The organism is Microcoleus sp. AT3-A2 (assembly GCF_036705685.1).
GTDB lineage: Bacteria > Cyanobacteriota > Cyanobacteriia > Cyanobacteriales > Microcoleaceae > Microcoleus.
The window spans coordinates 74057-97893 of the sequence record NZ_JAUBVF010000017.1; the positions used below are offsets into that span (position 1 = coordinate 74057).

The 23837-nt window shown below is 46.7% G+C and carries 17 protein-coding genes; 7 read left to right on the forward strand and 10 right to left on the reverse strand.

The features are described 5' to 3' along the window. Positions 1–455 precede the first annotated feature (455 nt). The 4 genes from QUB37_RS12685 to QUB37_RS12700 all read left to right on the forward strand — a co-directional run bounded on the left by QUB37_RS12685 (position 456) and on the right by QUB37_RS12700 (position 8057). Positions 456–2087: a serine/threonine-protein kinase gene (locus QUB37_RS12685; RefSeq protein ID WP_333162407.1), complete on the forward strand. Its 1632-nt coding sequence runs from the start codon at positions 456–458 to the stop codon at positions 2085–2087. Positions 2088–2303: 216 nt separating this feature from the next. Further along, a complete protein-coding gene (locus tag QUB37_RS12690) occupies positions 2304–5351 on the forward strand; it encodes an MASE1 domain-containing protein (protein WP_333162409.1) in 3048 nt (1015 codons plus the stop codon). Positions 5352–5472: 121 nt separating this feature from the next. Further along, complete coding sequence (locus QUB37_RS12695; RefSeq protein WP_333162411.1) at positions 5473–7260, forward strand: PAS domain-containing sensor histidine kinase; 1788 nt, start codon at positions 5473–5475, stop codon at positions 7258–7260. A gap of 314 nt (positions 7261–7574) precedes the next feature. Then, positions 7575–8057 carry a hypothetical protein gene (locus QUB37_RS12700; RefSeq protein ID WP_333162413.1) on the forward strand — a complete coding sequence of 161 codons (483 nt, stop codon included), beginning with the start codon at positions 7575–7577 and terminating at the stop codon, positions 8055–8057. A 183-nt stretch (positions 8058–8240) separates the two neighbouring features. Here the strand turns inward: QUB37_RS12700 and QUB37_RS12705 are convergent, their stop codons facing one another. Then, the gene (locus QUB37_RS12705; protein ID WP_333162416.1) at positions 8241–8732 is read right to left on the reverse strand and encodes a WbuC family cupin fold metalloprotein; all 492 of its coding nucleotides are present in this window, start codon (positions 8730–8732) and stop codon (positions 8241–8243) included. 76 nt (positions 8733–8808) lie between these two features. Here QUB37_RS12705 and QUB37_RS12710 point away from each other — a divergent pair, with 76 nt between their 5' ends. Further along, positions 8809–10032: a tetratricopeptide repeat protein gene (locus QUB37_RS12710; RefSeq protein ID WP_333162418.1), complete on the forward strand. Its 1224-nt coding sequence runs from the start codon at positions 8809–8811 to the stop codon at positions 10030–10032. 140 nt (positions 10033–10172) lie between these two features. Here QUB37_RS12710 and QUB37_RS12715 read toward each other — a convergent pair whose 3' ends face one another. Continuing rightward, positions 10173–11045: an S-methyl-5'-thioadenosine phosphorylase gene (locus QUB37_RS12715; RefSeq protein ID WP_333160785.1), complete on the reverse strand. Its 873-nt coding sequence runs from the start codon at positions 11043–11045 to the stop codon at positions 10173–10175. A gap of 209 nt (positions 11046–11254) precedes the next feature. On the opposite strand from QUB37_RS12715, the gene QUB37_RS12720 reads away from it, so the two are divergent. Then, the gene (locus QUB37_RS12720) at positions 11255–11461 is read left to right on the forward strand and encodes a hypothetical protein (protein WP_015177188.1); all 207 of its coding nucleotides are present in this window, start codon (positions 11255–11257) and stop codon (positions 11459–11461) included. A 140-nt stretch (positions 11462–11601) separates the two neighbouring features. Here the strand turns inward: QUB37_RS12720 and QUB37_RS12725 are convergent, their stop codons facing one another. The 3 genes from QUB37_RS12725 to QUB37_RS12735 form a co-directional block, all read right to left on the reverse strand. Beyond that, positions 11602–12441 (reverse strand): Tab2/Atab2 family RNA-binding protein, encoded by an 840-nt coding sequence (locus tag QUB37_RS12725; RefSeq protein WP_333162420.1) that lies wholly within the window; start codon positions 12439–12441, stop codon positions 11602–11604. Between the two features lie 287 nt (positions 12442–12728). After that, the gene (locus QUB37_RS12730; RefSeq protein WP_333162422.1) at positions 12729–13934 is read right to left on the reverse strand and encodes an adenylate/guanylate cyclase domain-containing protein; all 1206 of its coding nucleotides are present in this window, start codon (positions 13932–13934) and stop codon (positions 12729–12731) included. A 21-nt stretch (positions 13935–13955) separates the two neighbouring features. Beyond that, the gene (locus tag QUB37_RS12735) at positions 13956–14498 is read right to left on the reverse strand and encodes a peroxidase-related enzyme (RefSeq protein ID WP_333162424.1); all 543 of its coding nucleotides are present in this window, start codon (positions 14496–14498) and stop codon (positions 13956–13958) included. A 588-nt stretch (positions 14499–15086) separates the two neighbouring features. Between QUB37_RS12735 and QUB37_RS12740 the strand changes: the two genes are divergently transcribed. Further along, the gene (locus tag QUB37_RS12740) at positions 15087–16364 is read left to right on the forward strand and encodes a valine--pyruvate transaminase (RefSeq protein ID WP_333162426.1); all 1278 of its coding nucleotides are present in this window, start codon (positions 15087–15089) and stop codon (positions 16362–16364) included. A gap of 267 nt (positions 16365–16631) precedes the next feature. On the opposite strand, the gene QUB37_RS12745 is transcribed toward QUB37_RS12740, so the two are convergent. From QUB37_RS12745 to QUB37_RS12765, 5 genes are all read right to left on the reverse strand, one after another. Continuing rightward, a complete protein-coding gene (locus QUB37_RS12745) occupies positions 16632–18803 on the reverse strand; it encodes a caspase family protein (protein WP_333162428.1) in 2172 nt (723 codons plus the stop codon). Between the two features lie 207 nt (positions 18804–19010). Further along, positions 19011–20192, reverse strand: a complete 1182-nt coding sequence (gene sat / locus QUB37_RS12750; RefSeq protein ID WP_333162430.1) for a sulfate adenylyltransferase — start codon at positions 20190–20192, stop codon at positions 19011–19013. Positions 20193–20355: 163 nt separating this feature from the next. After that, positions 20356–21417: a DUF6745 domain-containing protein gene (locus QUB37_RS12755; RefSeq protein WP_333162432.1), complete on the reverse strand. Its 1062-nt coding sequence runs from the start codon at positions 21415–21417 to the stop codon at positions 20356–20358. A 135-nt stretch (positions 21418–21552) separates the two neighbouring features. Next, entirely contained in the window at positions 21553–22152 is a 600-nt protein-coding gene (locus QUB37_RS12760) for a hypothetical protein (protein ID WP_333162434.1), read from the reverse strand. A gap of 204 nt (positions 22153–22356) precedes the next feature. After that, on the reverse strand, positions 22357–23829 hold the full coding sequence (locus QUB37_RS12765) for a site-2 protease family protein (RefSeq protein WP_333162436.1): 1473 nt from the start codon (positions 23827–23829) through the stop codon (positions 22357–22359). Positions 23830–23837: the final 8 nt, after the last annotated feature.

A 23837-nucleotide genomic window follows, 5' to 3' on the forward strand; every position in this document is an offset into this window, starting at 1 on the left:
CCCAGAATTTATTCGGGAAAGCTTTTCATAGCATACTAATTTAATTTTGTCAAGACTGTTATGGTACACATCAGCAAAAACGAGGGATCTGCCCAAAGGTAGATGTTTACTGGGGGATGAGTAGCATTCTCATTCAGAGAATGAGGTATGCTAGATACATCTAACAACGCAAAAAGCACTTAAGTTTAGAAAGACTTTACACAAAAAAGCACAACTTTAGCAAGTCTTTAAACTATCTTCAAGGATAATCAACCGAAAAAACTCAAACCAGCGAGATAATCAAAATAGGGAAAAGATATCGGCTTAAAAGACTTAGGTGCAATTCCAATTCGCGATCGAAGGCACGGCTTGCCGAAAACTGATAGATTAGTATGTCTACCAGAAGCAGGAACAGGCTATTTGTGCAGTCGAGCGACGCTGACAAGATCAGAACAACATAGGCAAACTCAATCAATATGAGCTACTGCGTAAATCCGGGCTGTCCCCATCCTCAAAACCCTGCTGACTCTATTCTTCAGTGTCAGACTTGCGGTGCGCGGTTATTGCTGCGCGCTCGCTACCGAGTCATTGAACCGTTAGGACAAGGAGGTTTTGGAGCTACATTTCTGGCAAAAGACATCTCATTGCCCGGTCAACCGAGTTGTGTAGTCAAGCAACTGCGACCCAGTAGTTCGTCGCCGCGAGTTTTAGAAATGGCGCGGGAATTATTCAAGCGAGAGGCAAAAACCCTCGGCCAACTGGGCGACCACCCGCAAGTACCGAGGCTGCTAGACTATTTTGAAACGGAACAGCAATTCTACTTAGTTCAAGAGTATGTTAAAGGCTCGACTTTGAAACAAGAAGTCAAGCACTCAGGCCGTTTCAACGAATCGGATGTTAAAAATTTTCTATTAGAAATTCTGCCAGTAGTGCAATATATCCACAGCCAAGGAGTAATTCACCGAGACATCAAACCCGCAAATATTATTCGCCGAGTTCAAGACAGCCACTTAGTTCTGATTGACTTCGGAGCGGTAAAAGACCAAGTTAGCCAAACAATATTATTAGACCCCGCCGACCAAAGCGCCAACACGAAATTTTCAGTCGGCACATTTAGTTTTGCTCCCCCGGAACAAATGGCGCTGCGGCCGATATTTGCCAGCGACATCTACGCGGTGGGGATGACTTGCTTGTACTTGCTGACAGGAAAATCGCCCAAGGATTTAGATTTTGATGGAGTAACCGGCGAAATTGTTTGGCAGCCCCACGTTCAGGTAAGCCCAAATTTTGCGCGGATTCTCGAAAAAATGCTGAAGCCGATGGTTGGTCACCGCTTCCAATCAGCAGCAGATGTCCTCAGAGCTCTCTCTGGCGAATTTGAAGACCCAAGTCTTGTCGATGGCTTGGCAACTCAATTCAACGGCTCTTCTCGTGCTGTTGAAGAACCGACAATATTTAATGACGAGGGTTCTTCGTGGTCACGCCCTGAGAGCAAAATTAATCAAGATTTACGATCGAACCACACCCGCGCTGGTAGAACTTCCTTCAGCCAATCCGGGAACACGGGGATGCAGCCGAGAGTTTCCCGGACTCTGGCTGAGTCCGGCAGAACTTTCGGAACGGTTGGACCTTCTAGCGGTAATTTAGCAGCGTCAAAGCTATCGAAAGTTGCTCCTAAGTGGGACACCAACAGCGTGCGAGCGGCATATTTTAAAGGCAAGCGCGATTTTGCTGACTGCGAACTGTCGGGTTTGCAACTGCAAAAAGCGCAGTTAGCGGGGGGGAATTTTTATCAGGCTAGGTTGGTGAAGGCAAATTTGCAAGCAGCGGATTTGTCGGGGGCCAATTTGGGTCACGCGAGGTTAATTCATGCGAATTTGCGAGATGCTAATTTGACTGAGGCTTATTGCAGCACTGCCAATTTTGAAGGGGCGGATTTCCGAGGTGCTGACTTGACGGGGGCTTATTTGACTAAGGCAAATTTGCGGGGAGCAAATTTGTGCGGGGCGAATCTTACGAACGCTACAGTTTCTGAGGAACAACTGGCAATGGCAAAGACCAATTGGCTTACTGTTAAGCCGGATGGTAAGCGGAGTTTTGGATTTTAAGCAGTCATGGGGCATGGGGCATGGGGCATGGGGCATGGGGAGTTGTTAGCTGCTACTAATCACCAATCACAACAGTCAACAGTCAACAGTTAACAGTCAACAGTCAACAGTCAACTTCCCACTCCCCCAGTCAGGTGAGTCGTCAGGAGGAAGTTCGATCGCCCCAAAGCCGCCTAAATTAAAAACTAGGAATGGAGGATTCGATCGCACCTAAACATGAAACTGCTCAACCCCCGCACTCGAACGCTTCTGTACACCGGCATCCTGGCGCTGGCCTACTTTGTTACCGGAAAACTCGCAGCGTCGATGCTGGGACTGGTGAAAACCGAACCCTCCCCCGTGTGGCCGCCCGCCGGTATTGCTCTAGCGGCACTGCTACTGCAAGGGCGACGGATGTGGCCGGGAATTGTCCTCGGTTCAGTGCTGTTAAACTCTACCGGCGGTGTACCGTCGGCTGTCATTGCCACATCGGCTTTTAGCGTCACCCTGCAAGCGCTGGCTGGAGAGGCTTTGCTGACTTGGAGCGGATTTTCTACCAAACTCGATCGACTGCGAGATGTTCTGGCTTTGGTAGCGGGCGCTGTCATCGGGTCTACTTTCCTCGGCTCTATCCTCGGCAACTTGGGTACGTGCATTTTTGGTTGGGCTCAGTGGAGCAATTTCCCTCGGAACTGGTGGACTACGTGGCTCGGAGACGGCATGGGAATTTTGATTGTGACGCCAGTGCTGCTGACTTTAAAGCACGCCGTTAATAATTTTAAATCTCCACTAAAAAAACCTATTATTTCATCTTTTATCACATTTTTTAACAGACAGAATAATCAACTACCAATTACTAATCGCAGCCACACATTTTCTGCAACTGAAAACCGTTATAATCTATTATTTTTAATTATTAATTATTCAGAAATAGCGCTGTGGCTGACTCTCTTGCTGAGCGTGAGCTGGCTGTTTTTTTGCTCAAAAACACAAGCGGCGATCGCTCAGTATCCGCTGGAGTATCTGCCTTTTCCTCTGATAGTTTGGGCTGCCCTGCGGTTTCAATCGGCGGGAGCGATTTTTGCTTATTCGATCGTGTCTTACATCGCGATTTGGGGAGCAGTGCAGGGAGGCGGCCCGTTTTTGGCCAAAAGCGATAATCTCAAACAGGCGGTTTTATTTTTACAAGCTTTTACCGGTACGATCGCCCTTGTGGCTCTGATGTTGGCCGCCGCCGTAGCAGAACGTCAGCAAGCGCTGGTGGAGGTGCGCCGCACGGCCGCCATGCTGCGCGATCGCGAAGCTAGTTTAGCCAACGCTCAGCGCATCGCTCAGTTGGGAAATTGGGATTTAAATTGCGCCGCCCTCACAGCAACTGACAACTGCGAAGAATCCGCAGAACATCATATATCCAATATCGAATTGCGGTGGTCAAACGAACTTTACCGCCTCTTGGGTTTTGCTCCGGGAACTGTCAAACCGACACCAGAAGTTTTTTTGCAGGCCGTACATCCAGAAGACCGAGAATTGGTGGCGCGATCGCAGCGCCAAGCTATGTTGCAGCGCCAAGCCTATTGCATTAACTACCGAATTGTGCTGGCAGATGGCTCCGAACGCACTGTCTGCGAACAGTCGGCAATTGAGTCAGGGGCGATCGCCGCCACAGTCCAAGACGTTACCGAACGCCACCGCGCGGAAACCGCTTTGCGGGCGTCCTCCGATCGCGATCGCTTGCTCTCAGAAATCGCCCTGCGAATTCGCCAGTCCCTCGACCTAGAAGAAATTCTCAATACTACTGTTGCGGAAGTCCGGCAATTTTTTAAGGCAGACCGCGCTTTCATCGGTATTGTGGATGCGGGCGGGGTACATCTTCCTAGCCCGGTGTACGCTAAGGTTGTTGCCGAGTCTGTGGGTGCCCAATGCCGTTCTCTTTTGGGGTGGGTACTCGCTGACGAAAATCTACTCGAAAACCAGAAAACTTTTTATGCTAACAACCGCGTCCGATCTATCTCCGATACTGCTAGCATTCAACTCAGCGTTCCAATTGCCCAATTGTACAGCGACTATCAAATTCGCGCGACGTTAAATGTGCCGATCTTCCTAGGGGATGAATTGTTCGGGATCTTGGCCGTCAACCAGTGTTCTGGGCCTCGCCAGTGGCAGGAATTTGAAATTGATTTGTTGGAAAAACTCGCTACCCAAGTGGCGATCGCTCTCCAGCAAGCCCAACTTTTGCAGCAGGTAAAAGCTCTCAATGCCAACTTGGAATCTCAAGTGGAGGAACGCACCCACCAACTACAGCAAAAAATGCACGAGTTGCAAGAAAGCAACCGCCTGAAAGACCTATTTTTGCACGCAGTTTCTCACAATCTCCGCACTCCTGTTATGGGAATGTTAATACTGCTGAAAAACTTGCTCAACAAATCGCCGTCTGACTCTCTACAAGATGTTCCGGTTTCTCGATCGATTTTGCAACGCATCGTTCAGGCCAGTGAACACCAGTTGACGATGGTTAATTCCCTGCTAGACGCTCACGCTAGCGAGGTCAAAGGTATTGTTATCAATACTTTACCGCTGCATTTGCCGTCTTTAGCTTCAGCCATTATTGCCGATTTAGAACCGATGCTGGCAAAAAATCAAGCAACTTTGACTCAGGATATTCCGGCGGATTTGCCACAAGTCAAAGCCGATCGCCAACACTTGCAGCGGGTGCTAGAAAATCTGTTGACTAATGCTATTAAACATAATCCTCCTGGAGTCAATATAACTTTTAAAGCCGAGGTAATTGCAGTTGAAACAGCGCTAAGTTATGAAGAAAATTCACAGGCTTTAACATCGCCCAATAATCCGCTTGCCCGCTGTATCGCTAACGGGATATCTGCTGCGGGCGATCGTCCTCGGATAGGCGAGACCACCCAGAAAAATCAGGAAACCCTGGCCAAATTCAACCTCGACGGCAGTTGCAAAATGCCCCGCTATCAGGGTCAAATTGGCAATATCGGCAGCAAATTGCCCGGAGTCACCGTAAAAATGGTTCGCTGTACTGTAACAGATAATGGAGTGGGAATCAGCGCCAAACAGCGGGAATCTCTATTTGAACTTTACGTTCAAGACCCTAATAGCCGACAATTAACAGGGCTGGGTTTGGGCTTGTACCTCTCCAAGCAAATTATCAAAGCTCACGGCGGCGAAATTGGCGTCGAAAGCACTCCCGGCGGTGGTTCGACTTTCTGGTTTTTGTTACCTGCTGTCAAGTCGGACGAACCCTCTTTCTCAATTCTTTAATCTCTAATCTAAAATCCGCGCAACCGCTAAGTTTTTCGACTCACAGTCAACAGTCAACAGTCAACAGTCAACAGTCATTCCGGTGCAACCGGAATTGATATAATCTAAAATCTAAAATGGTATGAACTATTTGGGCAATGCAAAATCAGTTCAGGCATTAACGGTTTACGAGGTGTGGCGCGATCGCTTCCTCCGAGAGCGGCTGCGCCCTGCTGTCGGAATTGCCATCTTTTTTGCCTTCACAATAACGGTCTATTTTCTGGGCGAAAGATTCTTCGTTCGCCAGGAGTTTGAAAGTGTTTATTTGTACACGAGCGCTGCTGTAGAATTGGGTTTGTTGACCTGTTTTGTGTTGCAAAAAACCTCCTTCGGACAGCGCTATCCCGGTTTGCTATTTTTGGGTTTTTCGTGGTCGCTGACGGTAGTTGTACAGGTTGGGCTAGCTGTCGCACAAGCAGGGGAATTACCAATTTTTACCTGGATTTTAGCGTTTCTGATCCAAGCTACGCTGATGCCCGTCCGCTGGCGCCTCCACCTGATTTCTCAACTCGGCGTTTTGTGTTGCCACGTCGGGATAAATTTGGTTTTAAATCTAAGTTTTGCTAAGTATACTCCTTTTAAGTTGACCGGGTTGTACTTATATTTGTTTTGGATTTGTTTGATTTGCGATTTGTCGGTTTATTGGTACGAATGTCTGCAACGGAAAGAGTTTAGTACCAGGCGTGAGTTGGAATCTGCTTACCAGCAGTTGGAAGAGGCGGAGGCGAAGTACCGCAGCATTTTTGAGAATGCGGGCGAGGGGATTTTTCAAAGCACTCCCGATGGCCGTTATATTACTGCAAATCCAGCTTTGGCGCGCATTTACGGCTGCGACTCTCCGGAAGAAGTGACGGCAAAGTTTACTGATATTGAGCGGCAGTTGTACGTTGATCCGGCTCGCAGAAATGAGTTTTTGCGATCGATCGAGGAAAGCGGCACAGTATCGGATTTTGAATCTAAAATTTACCGCTGTGACGGCAGTATTGTCTGGATTTCTGAGAAGGCGCGGGCGGTAAGGGATAGCAGCGGCGGCGTGCTTTATTATGAGGGTTTAATTGAGGATATCACGCAGCGCAAACAGGCACAAGAATCGCTGCGGCTGTTTATCCACGCTCTTTCTCACGACTTGCGAAACCCGGTAGCGGGAATGTTAATGGTGCTGAAAAATTGGCAGACGAAAACTGGGGATTCGATCGCAATTCCCCGTTCTATTTTGGAGCGGATGATTCAAGGTAGCGAGCAGCAATTGCGCTTGATAAATTCGCTGCTGGAAGTTCACGCCGGGGAATTGCGCGGTTTGGTTCTGCACTGCGAATCGGTTAATTTGAGGGCGATAGTTGAAGCTGCTGCGACAGATTTGGAGCCTTTAATGAATGAGGGTAAAGCTACTTTTAAAAATTTGGTGCCAGATGATTTGCCAGCCGTGAATGCTGACAAAACTCAGTTGTGGCGCGTCTTCTCTAATTTAATTACTAATGCTTTAAAACACAATTTTCCAGGACTGAATTTAACTGTTTCGGCTCAAGTAATCAATGCGGAAAAATTAACTATAAATCAAAGCACAGCAAAACAAGACATCGACAAATCCCCCATTACCAATCCCCAATCACCAATCTCCAATCCCGGAAGTAGAATGATTTACTGTACCGTGGAAGATGACGGGGCGGGAATATTGCCGGAACAGTGCGAACATCTTTTTGACCTTTACGTTAGGGGTGATCAATCTCGACACTCCGTCGGTTTGGGTTTGGGGCTATATCTTTGTCGCCAAATTATTGGTGCTCACGGCGGCCAAATAGGGGTAATTAGCACTCCCGGTGCTGGGGCAAGTTTTTGGTTTACTTTGCCGCTGGCTGAGAATTTTAGGTAATTTTTTTGTATTTTAAATTACATTTAATCTAGAAATTGTGCCAGATATTTAGAACGTTATTAATTGCTGAAACCCTTGCGAAATATGCTTCTTCGTTCTGCGGTGGCTATAATTGTGTTGTGCCGTCGCAGGTGCTTTTTGAGTGGTTCAAGTCAAATCTGTCGATCGGACTATTTCGATGGGACTATTGATATTAATTTAAAACCGTGGTATAGTTACCCAAATGTTTTTAAAGGAAAAATAAATTTCCAATCTTCACATTTTCTTTAGAAACATCATTTAATCTAGAAAATCTCTAAAACTAGATAAAAAATATGCAATTTATGTTGGTCGAGCAAAGCTCAGAAAATACAGCTAAAGACGATGCAGCTAAATATAACGAGCGGTCGTTATCCACTTTAATTCGGACGCTCCGTCTTTCCCAAGGTTACTTTTCTTTCGTTTTAGTCAACTGCAACTCGCTGGCTTTGCGGCAGCAAATAGTCGATCGGCTGCAAGTAAATTGTCCCGTGAAACCGCAGCAACTGTTTTTGCCCAAATCGGCGACAACTCTCTACAGGACAATGGCAGCAGAAATAGACGGGGAACAGCCTCCAGCTTTAATGATCCTCGGTTTGGAATCAGTGGAGACGATCGATCGATTGCTCGTTTCTACCAACCTATTATGCAGCGAATTCAGCAAAACATTTTCGTTTCCCCTCGTCTTTTGGGTGACGGATGAGCTCTTGAGAAAAATCATTCGCAACGCCCCGGATTTATACAATCGGATGACGACAATTAGATTCATCAGTAATTAGTAATCAGCCCATCGATTTTAGATTTTAGATTTTAGATTTTAGATTTTTAACAGTCAACAGCCAACCGATTTTAAATTTTAGATTTTTAACAGTCAACAGTCAACAGTCAACAGTTAACAGTTAACACTCAACAGTCAACAGTCAACAGTCAACAGTCAACAGTCAACAGTCAACAGTCAACAGTCAACTGTTAAATTCCGCTTCCCAAATCAGGACTAATTCTCGCGCCGCCGCAGTTCCCTCAGCAGGAAAACTTGCCAAAAAGTCTTTATCAGCCCCCACGTCGTAAGGCCCTTCCTTAAACTCCAAAATCACAGTATCCTGTGTCAAAGCTACTAACGTGTGAATAGTGCCCTCTGGCAGTTCGACAGCGCGAGTCGGGCCTGCCGCGCTGACTCGCAAGGAGCGCAGGATTTGACCGTTTTCGTTCAAAATAACAATACCGACTTCTCCTTGAATCACCACAAAAAACTCAAAACCGTTAACGGCAGGCGGGCGCAGGTGTTGGTGAGGGCGGACGTAAGTGCCTGGTTGCAGCACGTTGACAAACCGCTGCACTTTTTCAGACAAATCATGGAAATTGTAGTTTTGTCGCTGGCGGGGACTGCGGCGGGAGGAAGCGGCAACTTCGTCTAGCAATTCTTGCGTCAGCAATTTGATCGGAGGGGACTGCACAACAGATATCCTGTATTTAATAGTTTGTGAACAAATGGGCTAGTCTGGGATCATCGTTATCAGCATCTCTTGACACATGGAAATCGCAACTCAGGTGCGTATCACTAAGGCAATGCGTTTGTCAAGTATCTTTAGAAAAAGTATTAGCCCGATCGCCCTTTTGACTATTCTAGTCTGCGCCAGTAGCGTTTCTGCGTCTGAACCGAGGGTGGCACTGTTGGTTCAGCAGGAATTCTCACAGCAGCAACTTAAAGAAGAAATTCGCGATCGAGTTCAAGAAGAAGTTGACATTGCTTTTGGGCGCACGGCGGTACTGCTTAACGGGCTGGTAATAGCCCTAACTTTGTTTCCGACAGCAGCCGGAGTCGGGGTTTGGTTTCTGTTGAGCAAATTGTCCAAGCAGACAACAATTGCTCGCCAAGAAATTGAAAGTCTCCATTACGATACAATCTCTCAATTAAAACTATTAATTTCGGACGCTGAAACTATCTTAGGCGAAATTCAACACCAAAGTCACCCGGCCGAGGCAGAAACAGACCTTTTATTCCCCGATGCCCAAATTCAAGAATTTGCTCCGGTTAACTATGGCAATTACCAAAAGTTATTGACTGCCGCCGACTATGCTAAACAGGGAGATGCTTGTTTCTTTGAAAACCGTTATCAAGATGCGATCGCAGCTTACGATCAGGCCCTGAAAATTCAGCCGGATTTAGCCGATACTTGGAACAACCGAGGAGTAGTGCTCACGAGAATGCAGCGGTATCCAGAGGCGATCGCCTCTTACGAACAAGCTACTACAATTCGCCCGAATTATCCCGATGCTTGGAACAATCGAGGCGTGGTATTGTTGGAGTTGCAGAAGTACCAGGAGGCGATCGGCTGTTACGAACAAGCAATTCAAGCCAAACCCGATTATGCCGATGCTTGGAACAACCGAGGCGTTGCTTTTTCCAAAATGCAGGAGTACGAACAAGCAGTAATTTCTTACAATCAAGCCCTACAAATTAAAAATGATTATACTGACGCTTGGAACAATCGAGGCGTTGCACTCTCCAAATTGCAAAAATACGAAGCTGCGATCGCTTCCTACGACAATGCTGCTAAAATTCGGCCTGATTTTTACAGAATTTGGTACAACAAAGCCCGATGTTATGCGCTACAAGGTAAAATTGAATTAGCAATTGAAAATTTAAAGCGCGCCCTCAATCTCAATCCGAATGTGTGTAAAGAGTTGGCTAAAAGTGAAGCTGATTTAGAAAAAATTCGGGAACACGACGCATTCAAGCAGTTGATAAATTAATCCTTCAGAAATAATCGTCAACTATAGGATAACGAATAGGTCGTAAGATTAAATGAACCGCGAAGACGCTAAGGACGCGAAGGAAGAGAAAGAAGGGATGCAGTTTTTCCTTCGCGCTTTTTGCGTCTTCACGGTTCGTTTTACAAATATTTCTGCAACAACAAGCCCATTTTCTCCTTAGTTGCGGTCGGCACTTGATCCAGCCGAGTCAGAATTGCATATTTCAAAGCTGAATGTGCATCAGATACTGGGGGGTTTTCTGTTAGTCTACGGACTGTTTCTTGAATGACTTTTTGAGCATTCTCTGCATTGCGGTGTAAATTTGCTATTACCATTTCTACTGTTACGCTGTCGTGATCTTCGTGCCAGCAGTCATAATCGGTGACTAATGCTAAAGTTGCGTAGGCAATTTCTGCTTCTCTGGCTAGTTTTGCTTCCGGCAAATTTGTCATGCCGATGACTGTCGCCCCCCAACTGCGGTAAAGGTGGGATTCTGCTTTTGTGGAAAATGCGGGGCCTTCCATGCAGACGTAAGTGCCGCCCCGGTGCAGGGTAACGTCGGTGAGGTTCAAGGATTCGATCGCACTTGCCAATACTTTAGCCAATTCGCCGCAAACCGGATCGCCGAATGTGATGTGAGCAACAATTCCTTCTCCAAAAAAGGTAGAAACTCGATTTTTTGTGCGATCGATAAACTGATCGGGCACTACCATATCTAAAGGTTTCGCCTCTGCTTTCAGGGAACCAACCGCCGAGGCTGAGATTAAATACTCAACTCCCAAACTCTTCATTGCATAAATATTTGCACGATATGGCACTTCTGAGGGCAAAAAAGTGTGGTTGCGGCCGTGTCTAGCCAGAAATGCTACCGGCGTACCGTCCAATGTTCCCACAATTGCGGCATCCGATGGTGATCCAAAAGGTGTATCAATTTTCACCTCTTCAATATCCTTGAGGGCCTCCATTTTATACAAACCGCTGCCGCCGATAATTCCGATTTTTGCTTGTGCCATTTTTACCCTCTGCTTGAGTTTTACCACAGTGATTCTATCGGGCCATCGTTAAGTTGGCGTAAAGATAATTGAAGATTTCGTGACAAAAGTCACCCTATATACACTATATTGTCACAAAAAATATGTGATATTAATCACAAAGTACCTTCACAAAATCTTTAAAAATAAAGATACACAGTTCTGTTATCAACTTTTAGCGTGTTAAGACCATGACAGTCAGCTCTGCTAACCTCCCCAAAATCTCGATCGAGGCGATCGTCGAGCGCATCTTTGCTTTTCGCCAGATTACCCCCCTTGACAGACGGCTGCTGAAATCAGCAATGCTAGCCCAGAAAGGTCTGAACGAAAAAGACCAGTGTCACATCAACCGAGTGTGTCAGGGAATCCAAAACGGCTTGATTTTAGTTGTAGAATAAATTTTCAGCACGATCTCTCGCTAGTTCAAGAAGCGGTTTTAAAATTTGTGCTTGAGTCTGTATCGGCGGGAACTGAGTTCGGGCGGTGCTTTACTATTTTTCGGCGCGCGATCGACCTCACAAATAATATTATTTACATCTTATCGATCAAAATTTAACAGCCAAAAGCCTGTATAAGTCATGCCACTATCATCGGGCTGGACTAACAAAAAATGTAATCCTTTACTTAATTGCTTGCGCTGTTGGTAGATTTGGGCTGCGGCTTTCACCTCGCTATCTTCAAAAGTAGCCACAACCCACCTATCTACTAACCCAGCTTCCAATATCAATCCGTCAGGTTCTCCAGCGATATAATTCAAAGAAAAAGGTTTGGCGTCCTGAAGCCATCTAGCCAAGCGCATAGACTGGCGTCCGCCGTCAATTACAACTCCCGGTACGGGTACTGTTGAGGCCAAGCCCAAATTCAGCGGTAACAGCAATTCTGGCATTTCCAAAATTGGCAGGGGACGCCCTTGGAAAGCCTCTTCAATATCGCCGGCGGGTAGGGAAGCAAAACGCCAGCCATCGCCCCAGAGGTTTTCGGGTAAGGGTACGGGCGGTGGCGAGTCAAGGGCGATCGCACTGTAAGTTTCACCTGTATAATTAGGCATACTCAAATATTCTTTTGCGCGTTGTTGCAGCAGCAATTTCAAAGCCGCAGTGCGCCGAGTCGCTTCTACCTTGACACCCAATACTTGGCCCGCAGCTTCGATTAAGCCCAGAGACTGAGGTCTAAATACTTGAATCAAGTCTGGCAAATTTTGGGTTTGAGCTTGCTGCTGCAACTGCGAAGCTAGCCAATTAGAATTTGCGTCCCCCTGGCGGCAAACAGCGCTAAATTGAAAACTGCCTTCCGAGTCGCAAATTAAGAGTTCCCAGAGTGGTTTACCCGCCTCATCTTGGAGAGGGCGGCGGTAAAAATCGGCTTGCCAAATACGCATAAATAATTAAAAATTAAAATCTACAACTCGATTATTTTAGTATAGCCTGGGGACACTGCGATACAATAGCGATCCCCTGAGAAAAAACTTCGAGCTATATATTCTCAGTTCATAGTTGAGTTTTATTTCAAAATCTAACATCCGTTAAAAAAACTGCAGCTGTAGGCCAGCAATCCAAACCGTGCTAATAATCAGTAATTACCCAGGCTAAAATCTAAAATCTAAAATCTAAAATAGATTAACGGCTCGATTAGCCATTTTTTCTTAGCAATTAGCCCTTCCCAAATTTATTTAAGATAGCGAACCAAATACATATCCAACTCGCCTTTATTTTTAGCATAAATTTTTCCTCGGTATTCGCATTCAAAAAAATCTCTAACTAATTCAAAGGTGTCGTGAGAGATATTGATATTTCCAGATACGCCGGAAGATTCCATCCGAGATGCAGTATTAACTGTATCTCCCCAGACATCATAGGAAAACTTTTTATTGCCAATTACTCCAGCAAGTATTGGGCCTGAATGAATGCCAATTCGGATATCCCAATAAGGGATATTTTGTTGAGCTTTCTGTATTTTTCGCAAATCCATGAACTGTCTAATTTCTATGGCAGCAAGTACAGCATCAAAGGCGTGTGTTGGGCGAGGGGTAGGAATTCCCGCCGCACACATATAGCTGTCGCCAATAGTCTTCAGTTTTTCCATAGAGTATTTATCCATCACGCGATCAAAATAAGAAAAACAATAGTCTAGTTCGTCAACCAACTCTCGCGGCGTCATTTTTTCAGATAACTGAGTAAAGCCTTTAAAGTCAGTAAATAAAACCGATACGCTATCATAATAAAGTGGTTCCACTTTGCCGTTATTTTTTAGCTCTTCGGCAATTTCAACCGGGAGCACATTCAACAGTAGCTGGTCAGATTTGTGCTTTTCGGCATCGAGCTCGGAATACAGGCTATTTATCTCTTTAAAGCGTTCAGCATTGCGGATGGCTGAGGATAGTTGCAAAGCCAAAAGATAGCCAATCCGCAAGTCTTCTTGAGTGTAAGCCCCCGGCTTGGTTGTGGCAAAATTAATGGTTCCTAAAACCTTACCTTCGCTTTCCAAAGGAAGGATAATCTGCGAAGCGTAGGGGGATAAAATAGCAGTGGCATCCGCTTGTTGAATTAATTGAGGTTGACGTGTTGTGAAAGCTTTCTTAATAGGGCCGCCCTCTGTCAGGGCTGAAATATCTACAGGGATATGCGGGCCAAATAAAGTCATGCAAGCGTTATTGCTGTGCAGGCAAACGCTACAGTGTTCAAAGTCCAGCAGCCATTTGGCTTGCTTACCTACTACCCGCAAAATTTGGCCCAGATCGAGGGTGCGGTTAATGGCAGTGGCAATTTCATTGACGGCGGAAATGCGGATGGAAAGCGCTTGAGCTTCTGCTAACAAATGGCGGGCTGTCAACAGAAGCTCTTCTCGATCTTGATCTTCTAGCCGATCGCCCATAATATGGGTATAAAATATAGATTACAAAGCATCTATTTCCAGGGCTATTGCATCGGTATATCGGTTGACAAAGCTAAACAAGTCTGCTGTAGCAATAATCTCAAATATTTCCGCATCATCTAGCCCTAAATCCCGCAGGTTTTGGTAATCCGCTTCTGTCATTTCCAGCGGTTTGGTAGCAGCCAGCAAGCCAAAGGTAATTACGGCTTTATCGCGTTTTGGCAAAGGGCAGTTGGCAAAGTCAGAAACTAGCGTTCGCAGGATTTCTTCGCTCATCCCCAAGGCTGACAATCCGTGCAGGTGAACTTGGAGAGCGTACTCGCTATTATTTGATTGGGAAATAGCGACGCCGACCATTTCTTTAAGCGTGCGGGGTAAGTCTCCTTGCAGGATTGTTCCCCGGAATTTTTTCCAATTTGCTTCTAATATGTCAGGGTTGATTGCCATTGACTTGAACAGGTTGGGGACGATGCCAAACCCCAAGTCTGTCAATATTTCTTCGTACACTGCTTTGGCTTTAGGATCTGTAAGTTGCTCGTATTCTATAAGTGGAAAGTGTGTCATTGGTGTGTTGAATTTTACGGCAATTAATTGGGGGAGAATTTACGTTTTTGTTATGTAACGCCACTCGAAGGGCGACCTTACGAGCTATCTTGGCTTTAGTCGGATTGATAATAAAATGCACCGCTGTCAACAAACCGCGAATCATGAAAATGAGCTAGCAACAAATCTGATTCTTGAGGCTGGATTAAACCTGTAATTATAGCAGTAACAGGAGCCCATAAAATTCTGTTGCGACCGGGTTCTACGGCTAATTTTAGATTTTTCCAATGGTTGTTGTCAAGTGTCGGCAATTCATCGGGCCCGACGGCGTGAAATCTTACTACAACTCTTGAATTAGAGATTGCTGTTCCGTTCGCTAATTTTTAGGCAAAAAACACTCTTCGATCGATCGATCGATCCAGCTCCACAAATGCCCTGAATCTTATATTCCGGCGCACAGGGGAAGAAACAAAACGCTGTGCGATCGAGTTTATTGAATTAATCAGACGTTCGATAGACAACCCATGCCCCAGATAAGCTAGGCTAACGCCTGCGACTGGAGTTATTATAGGTAAACTGTAAACTTCTATCATTGTCGCTGCATTTGCTATGAACCCTGCCCTGACTCAATTTGGCGCTCAGATGTCCCACCTCACGGGAGTTCGGGCAATTATGAAAGATATTATTGAAACACTCAGAGCCGGCAGCGGGCAGGAGTTTATCAATTTGAGCGCCGGAAATCCGGTGATTTTGCCGGAAGTCGAACAGTTGTGGCGCGACTGCACTGCGGAACTTTTGGCCAGCCCAGAATACGGCGAGGTGGTTTGTCGCTACGGTTCCAGTCAAGGTTATCAGCCATTTATCAATGCGGTATTGGCGGATTTTAACCAGCGTTACGGACTGAATTTGACCGATCGCAATATCCTAATTACTCCCGGAAGTCAATCGATTTACTTCTACGCAGCCAACGCTTTCGGCGGCTACACTACCAGCAAACAGCTTAAAAATATTGTTTTACCGCTGAGCCCAGACTACACGGGTTACGGCGGCGTTAGCTTGATTCCCGAAGCGGTAGTCGCCTGCAAACCCACCCTCGATATTGATGCGGCTGCTCACAGGTTCAAATACCGCCCGGATTTCAGCCAATTGTCGATCGACCAAACCACCGGCTGCGTCATTTTTTCCCGTCCCTGCAACCCCACCGGCAACGTTCTCAGCGACGACGAAGTTAAGAAAATTGCCGATTTAGCGGGCGCTTTTGACGCGCCGGTGTTCGTTGATTCCGCCTACGGCCCTCCCTTCCCGTCTTTGAATTTTACCGAAATGACGCCGATTTTTGGCGGCAATATCGTGCACTGTATGAGTTTGTCGAAAGCCGGATTGCCGGGTGAAAGAATCGGAATTGCGATCGGCGATGAAAAAATCATTCAAATATTAGAATGTTTTCAGACCAATATGTGCATTCATTCGCCGAGATACGGACAGGCGATCGCAACTCGTGCCATTGCTTCCGGCGCTCTTGCCGATATTTCCATCAACGTAATTCGGCCGTACTATCAAAGCAAATTTGCGATCGTAGAAAGCACTCTAGAACAAGCAATGCCGAAAGATTTGCCGTGGTTTTTGCACCGGGGCGAAGGAGCAATTTTCGCATGGTTGTGGCTGAAAGATTTGCCAATGACTGATTGGGAACTATATCAAGAGTTGAAAAAAGTCGGCGTAATTGTCGTGCCAGGAAGTTCTTTCTTCCCTGGTTTGCGGGAAGATTGGCAGCACAAACATGAGTGTTTACGCATCAGTTTGACCGCGACCAATGATGAGATTGAAACTGCCATGAAACGCTTGGCTCAAATGGTAGAAAAGCTTTATCAGTCAGTTGACAGTTGACAGTTGACAGTTGGCAGTTGACAGTTGGCAGTTGACATTCCCAATATTTCCGCTATGCTGTTCCCGCTCGACTCGTGCTAAGCGTAGCCAAAGTAATAAGATGTTCTGCATTTAAATGGTCTGTGAAAAAACAATCAAACTCTTGTGGGTTGGGCGTCCCGCCCGCCTCTAACAGGCAATTTAAATGCGCGACAGCTTATCGATTTCGTACTGGGATAGATTCAGATTATAGGTTATAGAAAACATTCCCAAGTCCCCATTTTTCAATTAAACCACCCGATAAACAAAACTCAGACTTGCCCAAACATTCACATCCAAAGCCCAATCATCCGTCGATATCCCCACTTTCTGCACCCCCGGAATGCTAGCCGCGTGCAAATCTTCGAGCACAGCCCGCGCCACATTTAAAGGATTCAACAACACTCGAATTGGCAGGGCATCCCTCGTTTGCTGGATTTCGGCTTCTATTGCAGCCAGAGTTTGAGCGAAGGGCTTCTCACTAAATATAATTGTAATTTCCGCAAGTCCGATCGGCCCCGATACCGCCCACCCGATCGCCCCAGCCGTCGGCACGGTCACATTCTCCCCAGGAGCGATCGGCCGCGACATCCCCCCCACACCGTCTTTGGCCTCAGCGCCGAGCACTGACAGCCGTCCCGCGCTGCTCGAGTCAAACACCGCAAAGTAAACCGGGCGATCGCTATCGTTATACAATCTGCACTGAATTCGGCTGGCGTTGTTCACACTTAGTATAGAAACCTGATCAGATTTCTCACTTTCCCCGGTCAGCGGTTCCAGGCGGTAAGATTTTTCGGCCCGCACAGGCTCCCGCTGTGCCACGACCCGCGCTTGCGGTGCGGTAGTTGCCAGAACCGCCCGCACCTTCAGGCGCGAAGACCCCTCATTGGTAGTCAGCCGCAGCAACTTCCCAGCCTGCAGCGCTTTCAACTGCGGAGTCAAGCGCTGCACCGCCACCTTAACTGCTTCTCCCCCGTCGCCCTCAGTATCGGGAATCAGCATTTGAGCCAAAGAAAACAAACCGTAACGGCTTGGATACAAAGCAGGCTCGTGAGCCGAGGAAGTTTCGGCTAAAGTCGTTTCCGGGACTCTGCCGAACCGACAGTCAGCCAATTGCTCGCTGCCTACCGCCGAAACTTGCGGCACAGTCGCAAAGGCGCTGGTAGCGTCCACGCGCTCGATGCGTTCCAAACCTGAGTCCAAAGCTACTGTCAAACCGATGTTTCGCGGCAATACCCGAATTTCTTCCCTCACGAGTTCGCCGACAGTTAATTCGCCGTTTGTTTGAGCAGACCCATCTAAAACTTGGGCTTTAGCAGAGAGGCCCGTGCGTCCCCGCAGCAAAAGCCTCGCGCCCGCTGAGGAATCCACAGCAAACACAGAACCCCCGCAGCACTCCAAAACCCAGGGCGACAACCCCCCCAGCCACAACTGCACAGTTTTGCCGCCGTCTTCCACCGCCGTCACAGCGCCGTCAGATGCAGGGCAATTCAACATTAAATTTGAAAAATTCGCCGCCGGCGCGGTTGTTAAATCGTGATTGAGAATTTGCGGTTGCTGCGATAACCCCGCGATTTGCTCGACATTACCCGCAGCGCGACTGAAACTGACGCTGAAGCTGCTAGCGGGAGTTGCCCACCACAAAGTTTGGGTGAGGGCGTAGGTAAACAAACCTGCGGTAAATCCGCCCCACTCTTGTTCGGCGGCGAGTTGGGAATTCGCGCCTGCGGCAAGTACGGCCGCGGCAGGACGAAGATTTTTGCGGGTTCGGAGGTCTTGGGCAAACGTTAATTCTGCGAGGCCCGGCTCGCCGATGGTGGGGCGGGGGCGGGAGCGAATGCGAAAGTTGCCGTTTGTGGGGAAACCCCGATAATGGTAGCTGGTGTCGAGGATGGCGATCGCATTTTCTGTCGCGAGCGATCGCATCAACAGAAACAGCGTTTCCTCTAAAATATCGTTCACCGCCCGGTTGGCTAACAACGGCAAAACATCATCCGCCGGCACCAAACTGTGTTGCATTTTTCCGGGAGATTCGGCCAAACTGACTCGACTACCGCAGCCACTAAAGTGAAAAACTACCACGTCACCGGGTTTTGCTTGTTCCCTCAAGTGAGTCACAAAAGCCGTCTCGATATTTTCCCTGGTAGCTTGAGCGTCAGTCAAAGTCAAAATGTCCGAGGGCACAAACCCAAACCGATATATCAGCAGTTCCCGCTGCATTTCCACATCCGTGACGCAGCCGTGCAGGGGCGAGTCTGGATATTTGTCAACGCCAACCAACAAAGCCAACTTCCTGGCAGTCGGTTGCGCTAAGGCTTGGAGGTAGCCATCGCCCAACCGCAGCCACAGGGCCTCGCTGATTCCGATGGCTGCCAGCACCCGGCCAGCTTCCTGAAAAAATTCCCGCCGCTTGAGTCCCATTTTTAAATAGCTTTGAATTTTAAGTTTTGAATTTTCAATTAAATTCCCCTCAATAATTTTAGGGAATTTAATTAAGTTGTGAGTGTTTAGTATTAAGATAATTTTTAAGTTTTGAGCTTTAAGTTTTAAGTTTAAACTTGTAAAATTTAAACTCAAAACTCAAAATTCAAAACTCTTCAGAATGTCGCCCCCACCAAAGTTCAAGATTTAAATCTCGTAATTGAAAATATTCATGGCTTTGGCTAATTCTGCGGCGACTTCCGGCCGGGAAAACTGCGGCGGCGGCAATTTTCCAGCGCGCAGCATTTCCCGAACTTTGGTTCCAGACAAATGCACCCGTTGTTCGGGAGTGCTGGGACTTGTTTTAGTTGTAGCCATTTGTTCCGTCAGTGTGCAATAGAAAGCGTGCTCGAATTTCATCGGCACAATTCCCAATTCTCCTGGCTCAAATTCGTCAAAAATATATTGGGCATCGTAAGTGCCGTAATAATCGCCAACTCCAGCGTGATCGCGCCCCACGATAAAGTGAGTGCAGCCGTAGTTTTTGCGGATTAAAGCATGAAAAATTGCTTCTCGCGGCCCGGCGTAGCGCATCGCCGCCGGATTAATTGCCAAAATTACGCGATCTTTTGGATAGTATTTTTCTAGCAGAATTTCGTAGCAGCGCATCCGCACATCAGCCGGGATGTCGTCTTCTTTTGTCGTCCCCACTAGCGGGTGCAGGAACAAGCCGTCTACTGTTTCTAAGGCGCATTTTTGGATGTATTCGTGGGCCCGGTGGATGGGGTTTCGGGTTTGGAAACCGACTATGGTTTTCCATCCTTTTTCTGTGAACAGCGTTCTCGATTTCGCCGGGTCAATTTGGTATTGGGGGAAACGGGGATCTGGTTCGCGTTCCAGCAGCCAAATGTCGCCTGCGAGGTTAACGGGCCCGGATTTGTCTACTACCTGGACACCCGGATGTTTGAGATCGTCGGTGCGGTAGACGTTGACGGCTTCTTCTTCTTTACTGTAGTGATATTTTTCTGCAAGTTCCAAGAGCCCGACAAATTCGCCCGCCGGCGAGTCGAGGCGCACTAAAGTTCCTGCTTTCAGGGGGGCGGCGACTTCTTCTGTTACCGAGAGGGTGATGGGAACCGACCAAGGAAGACCGTTGGAGAGGCGCATTTGTTTAACGACCGATCGATAATCAGCTTCGTTCATGAACCCTTTGAGGGGACTCAGGGCGCCGATGGCGATCATTTGCAGGTCGGAGATTGATCGATCCGAAAGCTGGACTCGCGGCAAGACTTCTGCTTTGTCGAAAAATTCTTGTCTTTGGTCTAGTGTGGCAATGCGGTTGACCAGGATGCCGCCGTGAGGGGCAATGCGGTCTGAATGCTGGCTCATGTCGATTTGAAGTTGTTGGTTTTAGCTGCCAGAGTACATAGTACCAAGTGCGGGCTGTAAATCTACATTTTTTAATTGTTCTGGACTGATGGAGAATGCTGCTTTGGGGGCGCTGTAATTCTTGAACTGTCAACTGGCGCACTCAAAACTCTCAACTTTCGCGTCAAGTCTGCACTTGAAATTCTTCGGGATCTATTCCCCAATTTACCCAGCTAATCGCTTCTTTAGCCGATTGCACTTTTGGCGGCACTCGCAAAGCATGAAGGTGTCCCGTACTCGGACAAGTCATCTTTAACAAATAAATTGGCTCTATGTCAATATTATTCTCAATTTTCAACAAAGTATATTCTTGCCAAGTATCCAATTCAGTTGCTTGCAATTCTTGACAAATTCTCGGATAGCCGATCGCCTGAATCAAAACTCGGCGCACTTCAGCATTCTGTTCTGTTAATAGCCATGAAGCTTGCCAAGACTGCGGCAGAACTTGACCGATTATTTCCGGCAGTCGCACGCCGCGATAAGAGTATACACTGAACTTGTCAGCAAATTCAACCGCTGCTTGACATTCTGCGTGGAGCAAATATTCGCTATCAAAATGAAGTTGGATCGGGCGATCGCACACAAAGCACATTTTCTCAAACGGGTAAATCCAGCCGCAGTTTTCCACTAAAGATTTAAAGGCTGAGTATAAAGGGCGATCGTACTCCAAATTTAACACGCCAATACAAAAATCCACCCAACTTCCGTGACAGGCTGAGAGTTCGGAAACTATGCTGTTATTATGATAAGCCTGATCGATCAGGAATCTCTGAAATCTCCCGCCCAACTTCCTTGCTAATTTGATGTAAACTTCGTCTTTAACATGAAGGTGGAGTTGATTCATCAGTTGAGCATACAGCGGATTATACAGTTGGCTGTAAATCTTATTTTCTAATTCCCTGCCGAGTTGACTTCTTAATATATCGTACAATTCATTATGAATTTTGTTTCTGATTTCGCTTGCCATTCCCAGACCAGAATCGCGTATCCTTAGCGGTTCAATTGCTTGCAAAGCTATGTAAGGGCTGTCACAGAAAATAATTTCCGGTTCAGGACAGCCGATGATGTTGTAGGCGGTGTTGATTGCTGCTGTCGCTTGCGGGCGATCGAGCGGTTTTATCGAAAGTCCAGTTTGTCGCCACTGCTCGCGATAAATCGGAATTAGCGCTGTTTGTTCTGGAGTCATTGCGATTATTGGTACAGCTATATTATTCTATTTTTGGGCTAAACTTGTCGCTATCGCCTCTGGTAAAAAAATATCATTAATTTGATAATAACAACGGAATTTTCCCTACCAACCTATTTTATTAGACTCGCAAAATTATTGGTATAAATTAACGATTGTTTGCAAAATGCCTAAAATCATAGGAACATTATCGAGACAATAAACATCAACATCAATAATTAAATTATTTCCTTCTAATTTAAGAAACCGCCAGACAACGCCAGTAGTTACGCAGCCATATACTGCAGGTATGGAATTGTGTTCGCGTTCGTTAAATAGCTGAGCAGCTACCATTTGTGCTGCACACTGTGGCAGACAAGATTCTATTTCTCCGACTTTCGTTTCTCTCAATGCAAAAACCGGAACTTTAATTTCAAAATCAAACGGCACGGAAGACAATAGAAAGTCGCATTCCCCATTCAATCCCTGATCCGCATCTACATCAAATGACCAACCCGAAAAAAGAGAAAATTGTCTGTTGTTCCTTTCTCTAAATTCTAACAGAATAGGAGAAATAATCCGTTCCGAACGTTCTTTTGCAGTTGTAACAGCAGTGTTAGAACTAATTTCCATTGCTCTCCAAAGCCATTCGGAGGGTTCTACAGGAACAACCTTGGCACTCAAAATAGGACTGAGTGATAGCTCCAATCCAAATCGCTCTTCTAATTGTTGGAAAGTAAAGGATTTGTAAGACATATTTCTCTAATCAGTCGGTGAAAATAAAGATTACTTCGAGATAGAAAGCGAGTTGAGAAATGCTAAACTCGCTTGTATAGCAACTCTTGCAGAATTTTGTCAACCTCTCTTTTCTTCCTTCCTCTCTATTCCCTGGGACTTCGACATCGATCCGTTAGTTAAATCCGTTAAATCCGTCGAGCGAATCCGTTGCCGAACTTCCTTCTAAACATTTAACCACTCAAGCAGTACCCTAGGCGCGGGCAACAAAATCATTAACAAAAGCCCGATCGCCAACAACCCCAAAAAATCCCGCCGATTATCCAATTCACTGACATCATTCAACGCCGGTTCGTCGTTTAGTGGCGTGAAAAACAAAATGATCGCCCACAGCAGTAAACCCTGTTCCAAAAAAGAAAGCAGCAGCATACAAAGTCTAGCAACTTGCCCGATCGCCATACTCGCTCGCTGGCCGAACATCGCGTGTACAATGTGCCCGCCGTCGAGTTGTCCTACCGGCATCAAATTAAACGCCGTCACGATCAAACCCAAATAACCCGCCACCGCTACCGGATGCAAATCGATCGCAGTTTCCGCATTCAAAGCGCCACCCAAGGTTAACTTGCTCAACAAAGTCATCAGCAGCGAAAAACTGGGTTTGAAAGAGTCAAAATTTAACATTCCCGACTTGTCAGACAGCGGTACAATAGTCGAATGATTCAAACCCCAAATTAATAATGGCACTGTCGCCACTAAACCCGCCAGGGGGCCGGCAATGCTAACATCAAATAAAGCTCGGCGGTTGGGAATTGGACTCCGTATTTGAATGAAAGCCCCAAAAGTTCCTAAGAAAAAAGGAATCGGGATAAAATAAGGCAAAGTCGTGCGAATTTTGTAGAATTGGGCAGCTAAATAGTGGCCGGATTCGTGAATTGCTAAAATTGTAATTAGAGCCAGCGAGTAAGCCAAACCCTGCAGCAACATTGATGGGTTAGACTGCAAAGCTTGTTCAGTAACCCCGGCAAGTCGCGTCCCGACAAGGGTAGTCGTAAACACCGTGATCAGCAGCAAAGCTAATGCAAAAAATGGCCTGTTTACAGATTCGGTTTTGACAGGAGTTTCCCCTGATTGGTGGCTGGGATTGGGAACTATAGCAAAAAAAGGTTGACCGCTCAAGCTGTTTTGAAATACTACTAAAAAGCGATCGCCAAAAAGCCTCTCCACATTCTCCCGAATTGCCTGATAAGCCGCTTCCGGGTTCGTCCGCAACTGTCCGCGACAAATTACAGCCTGCGGCCGAAATTCCAAATCTCGCAAAAAGTAAATTGACCAAGGAAAACAATCGCGCAAACTTGCTTCTTCTTCTTGATTGATCGGGCGCACGGGCGGTTTTGGCTTTGCAGGTTCAGTCGCAGAGTTTGCTAACTGCTCAGCAGTTTCGGCGGTAATTTTCTTGCGCCCCAACTGTACCAAAAACCAATACAAAAAAGGGCAAACCAGAAAAGGTATAATTACCAACTCCGGCGGTACAGTTTTGCTCGTGCCGTAAACTAAAATCCAACCACCCCAAATCAGCGCCGGTGCCATCATTACCAGCCACAGCAGCCATATCGGAGTTCGGGTAATGCGACTGGTGCCGTTCTGCAACAAGTAGTACGATATCAGCCCCAATACGAACAACCATAGTAAAAAGAACATAATATTTA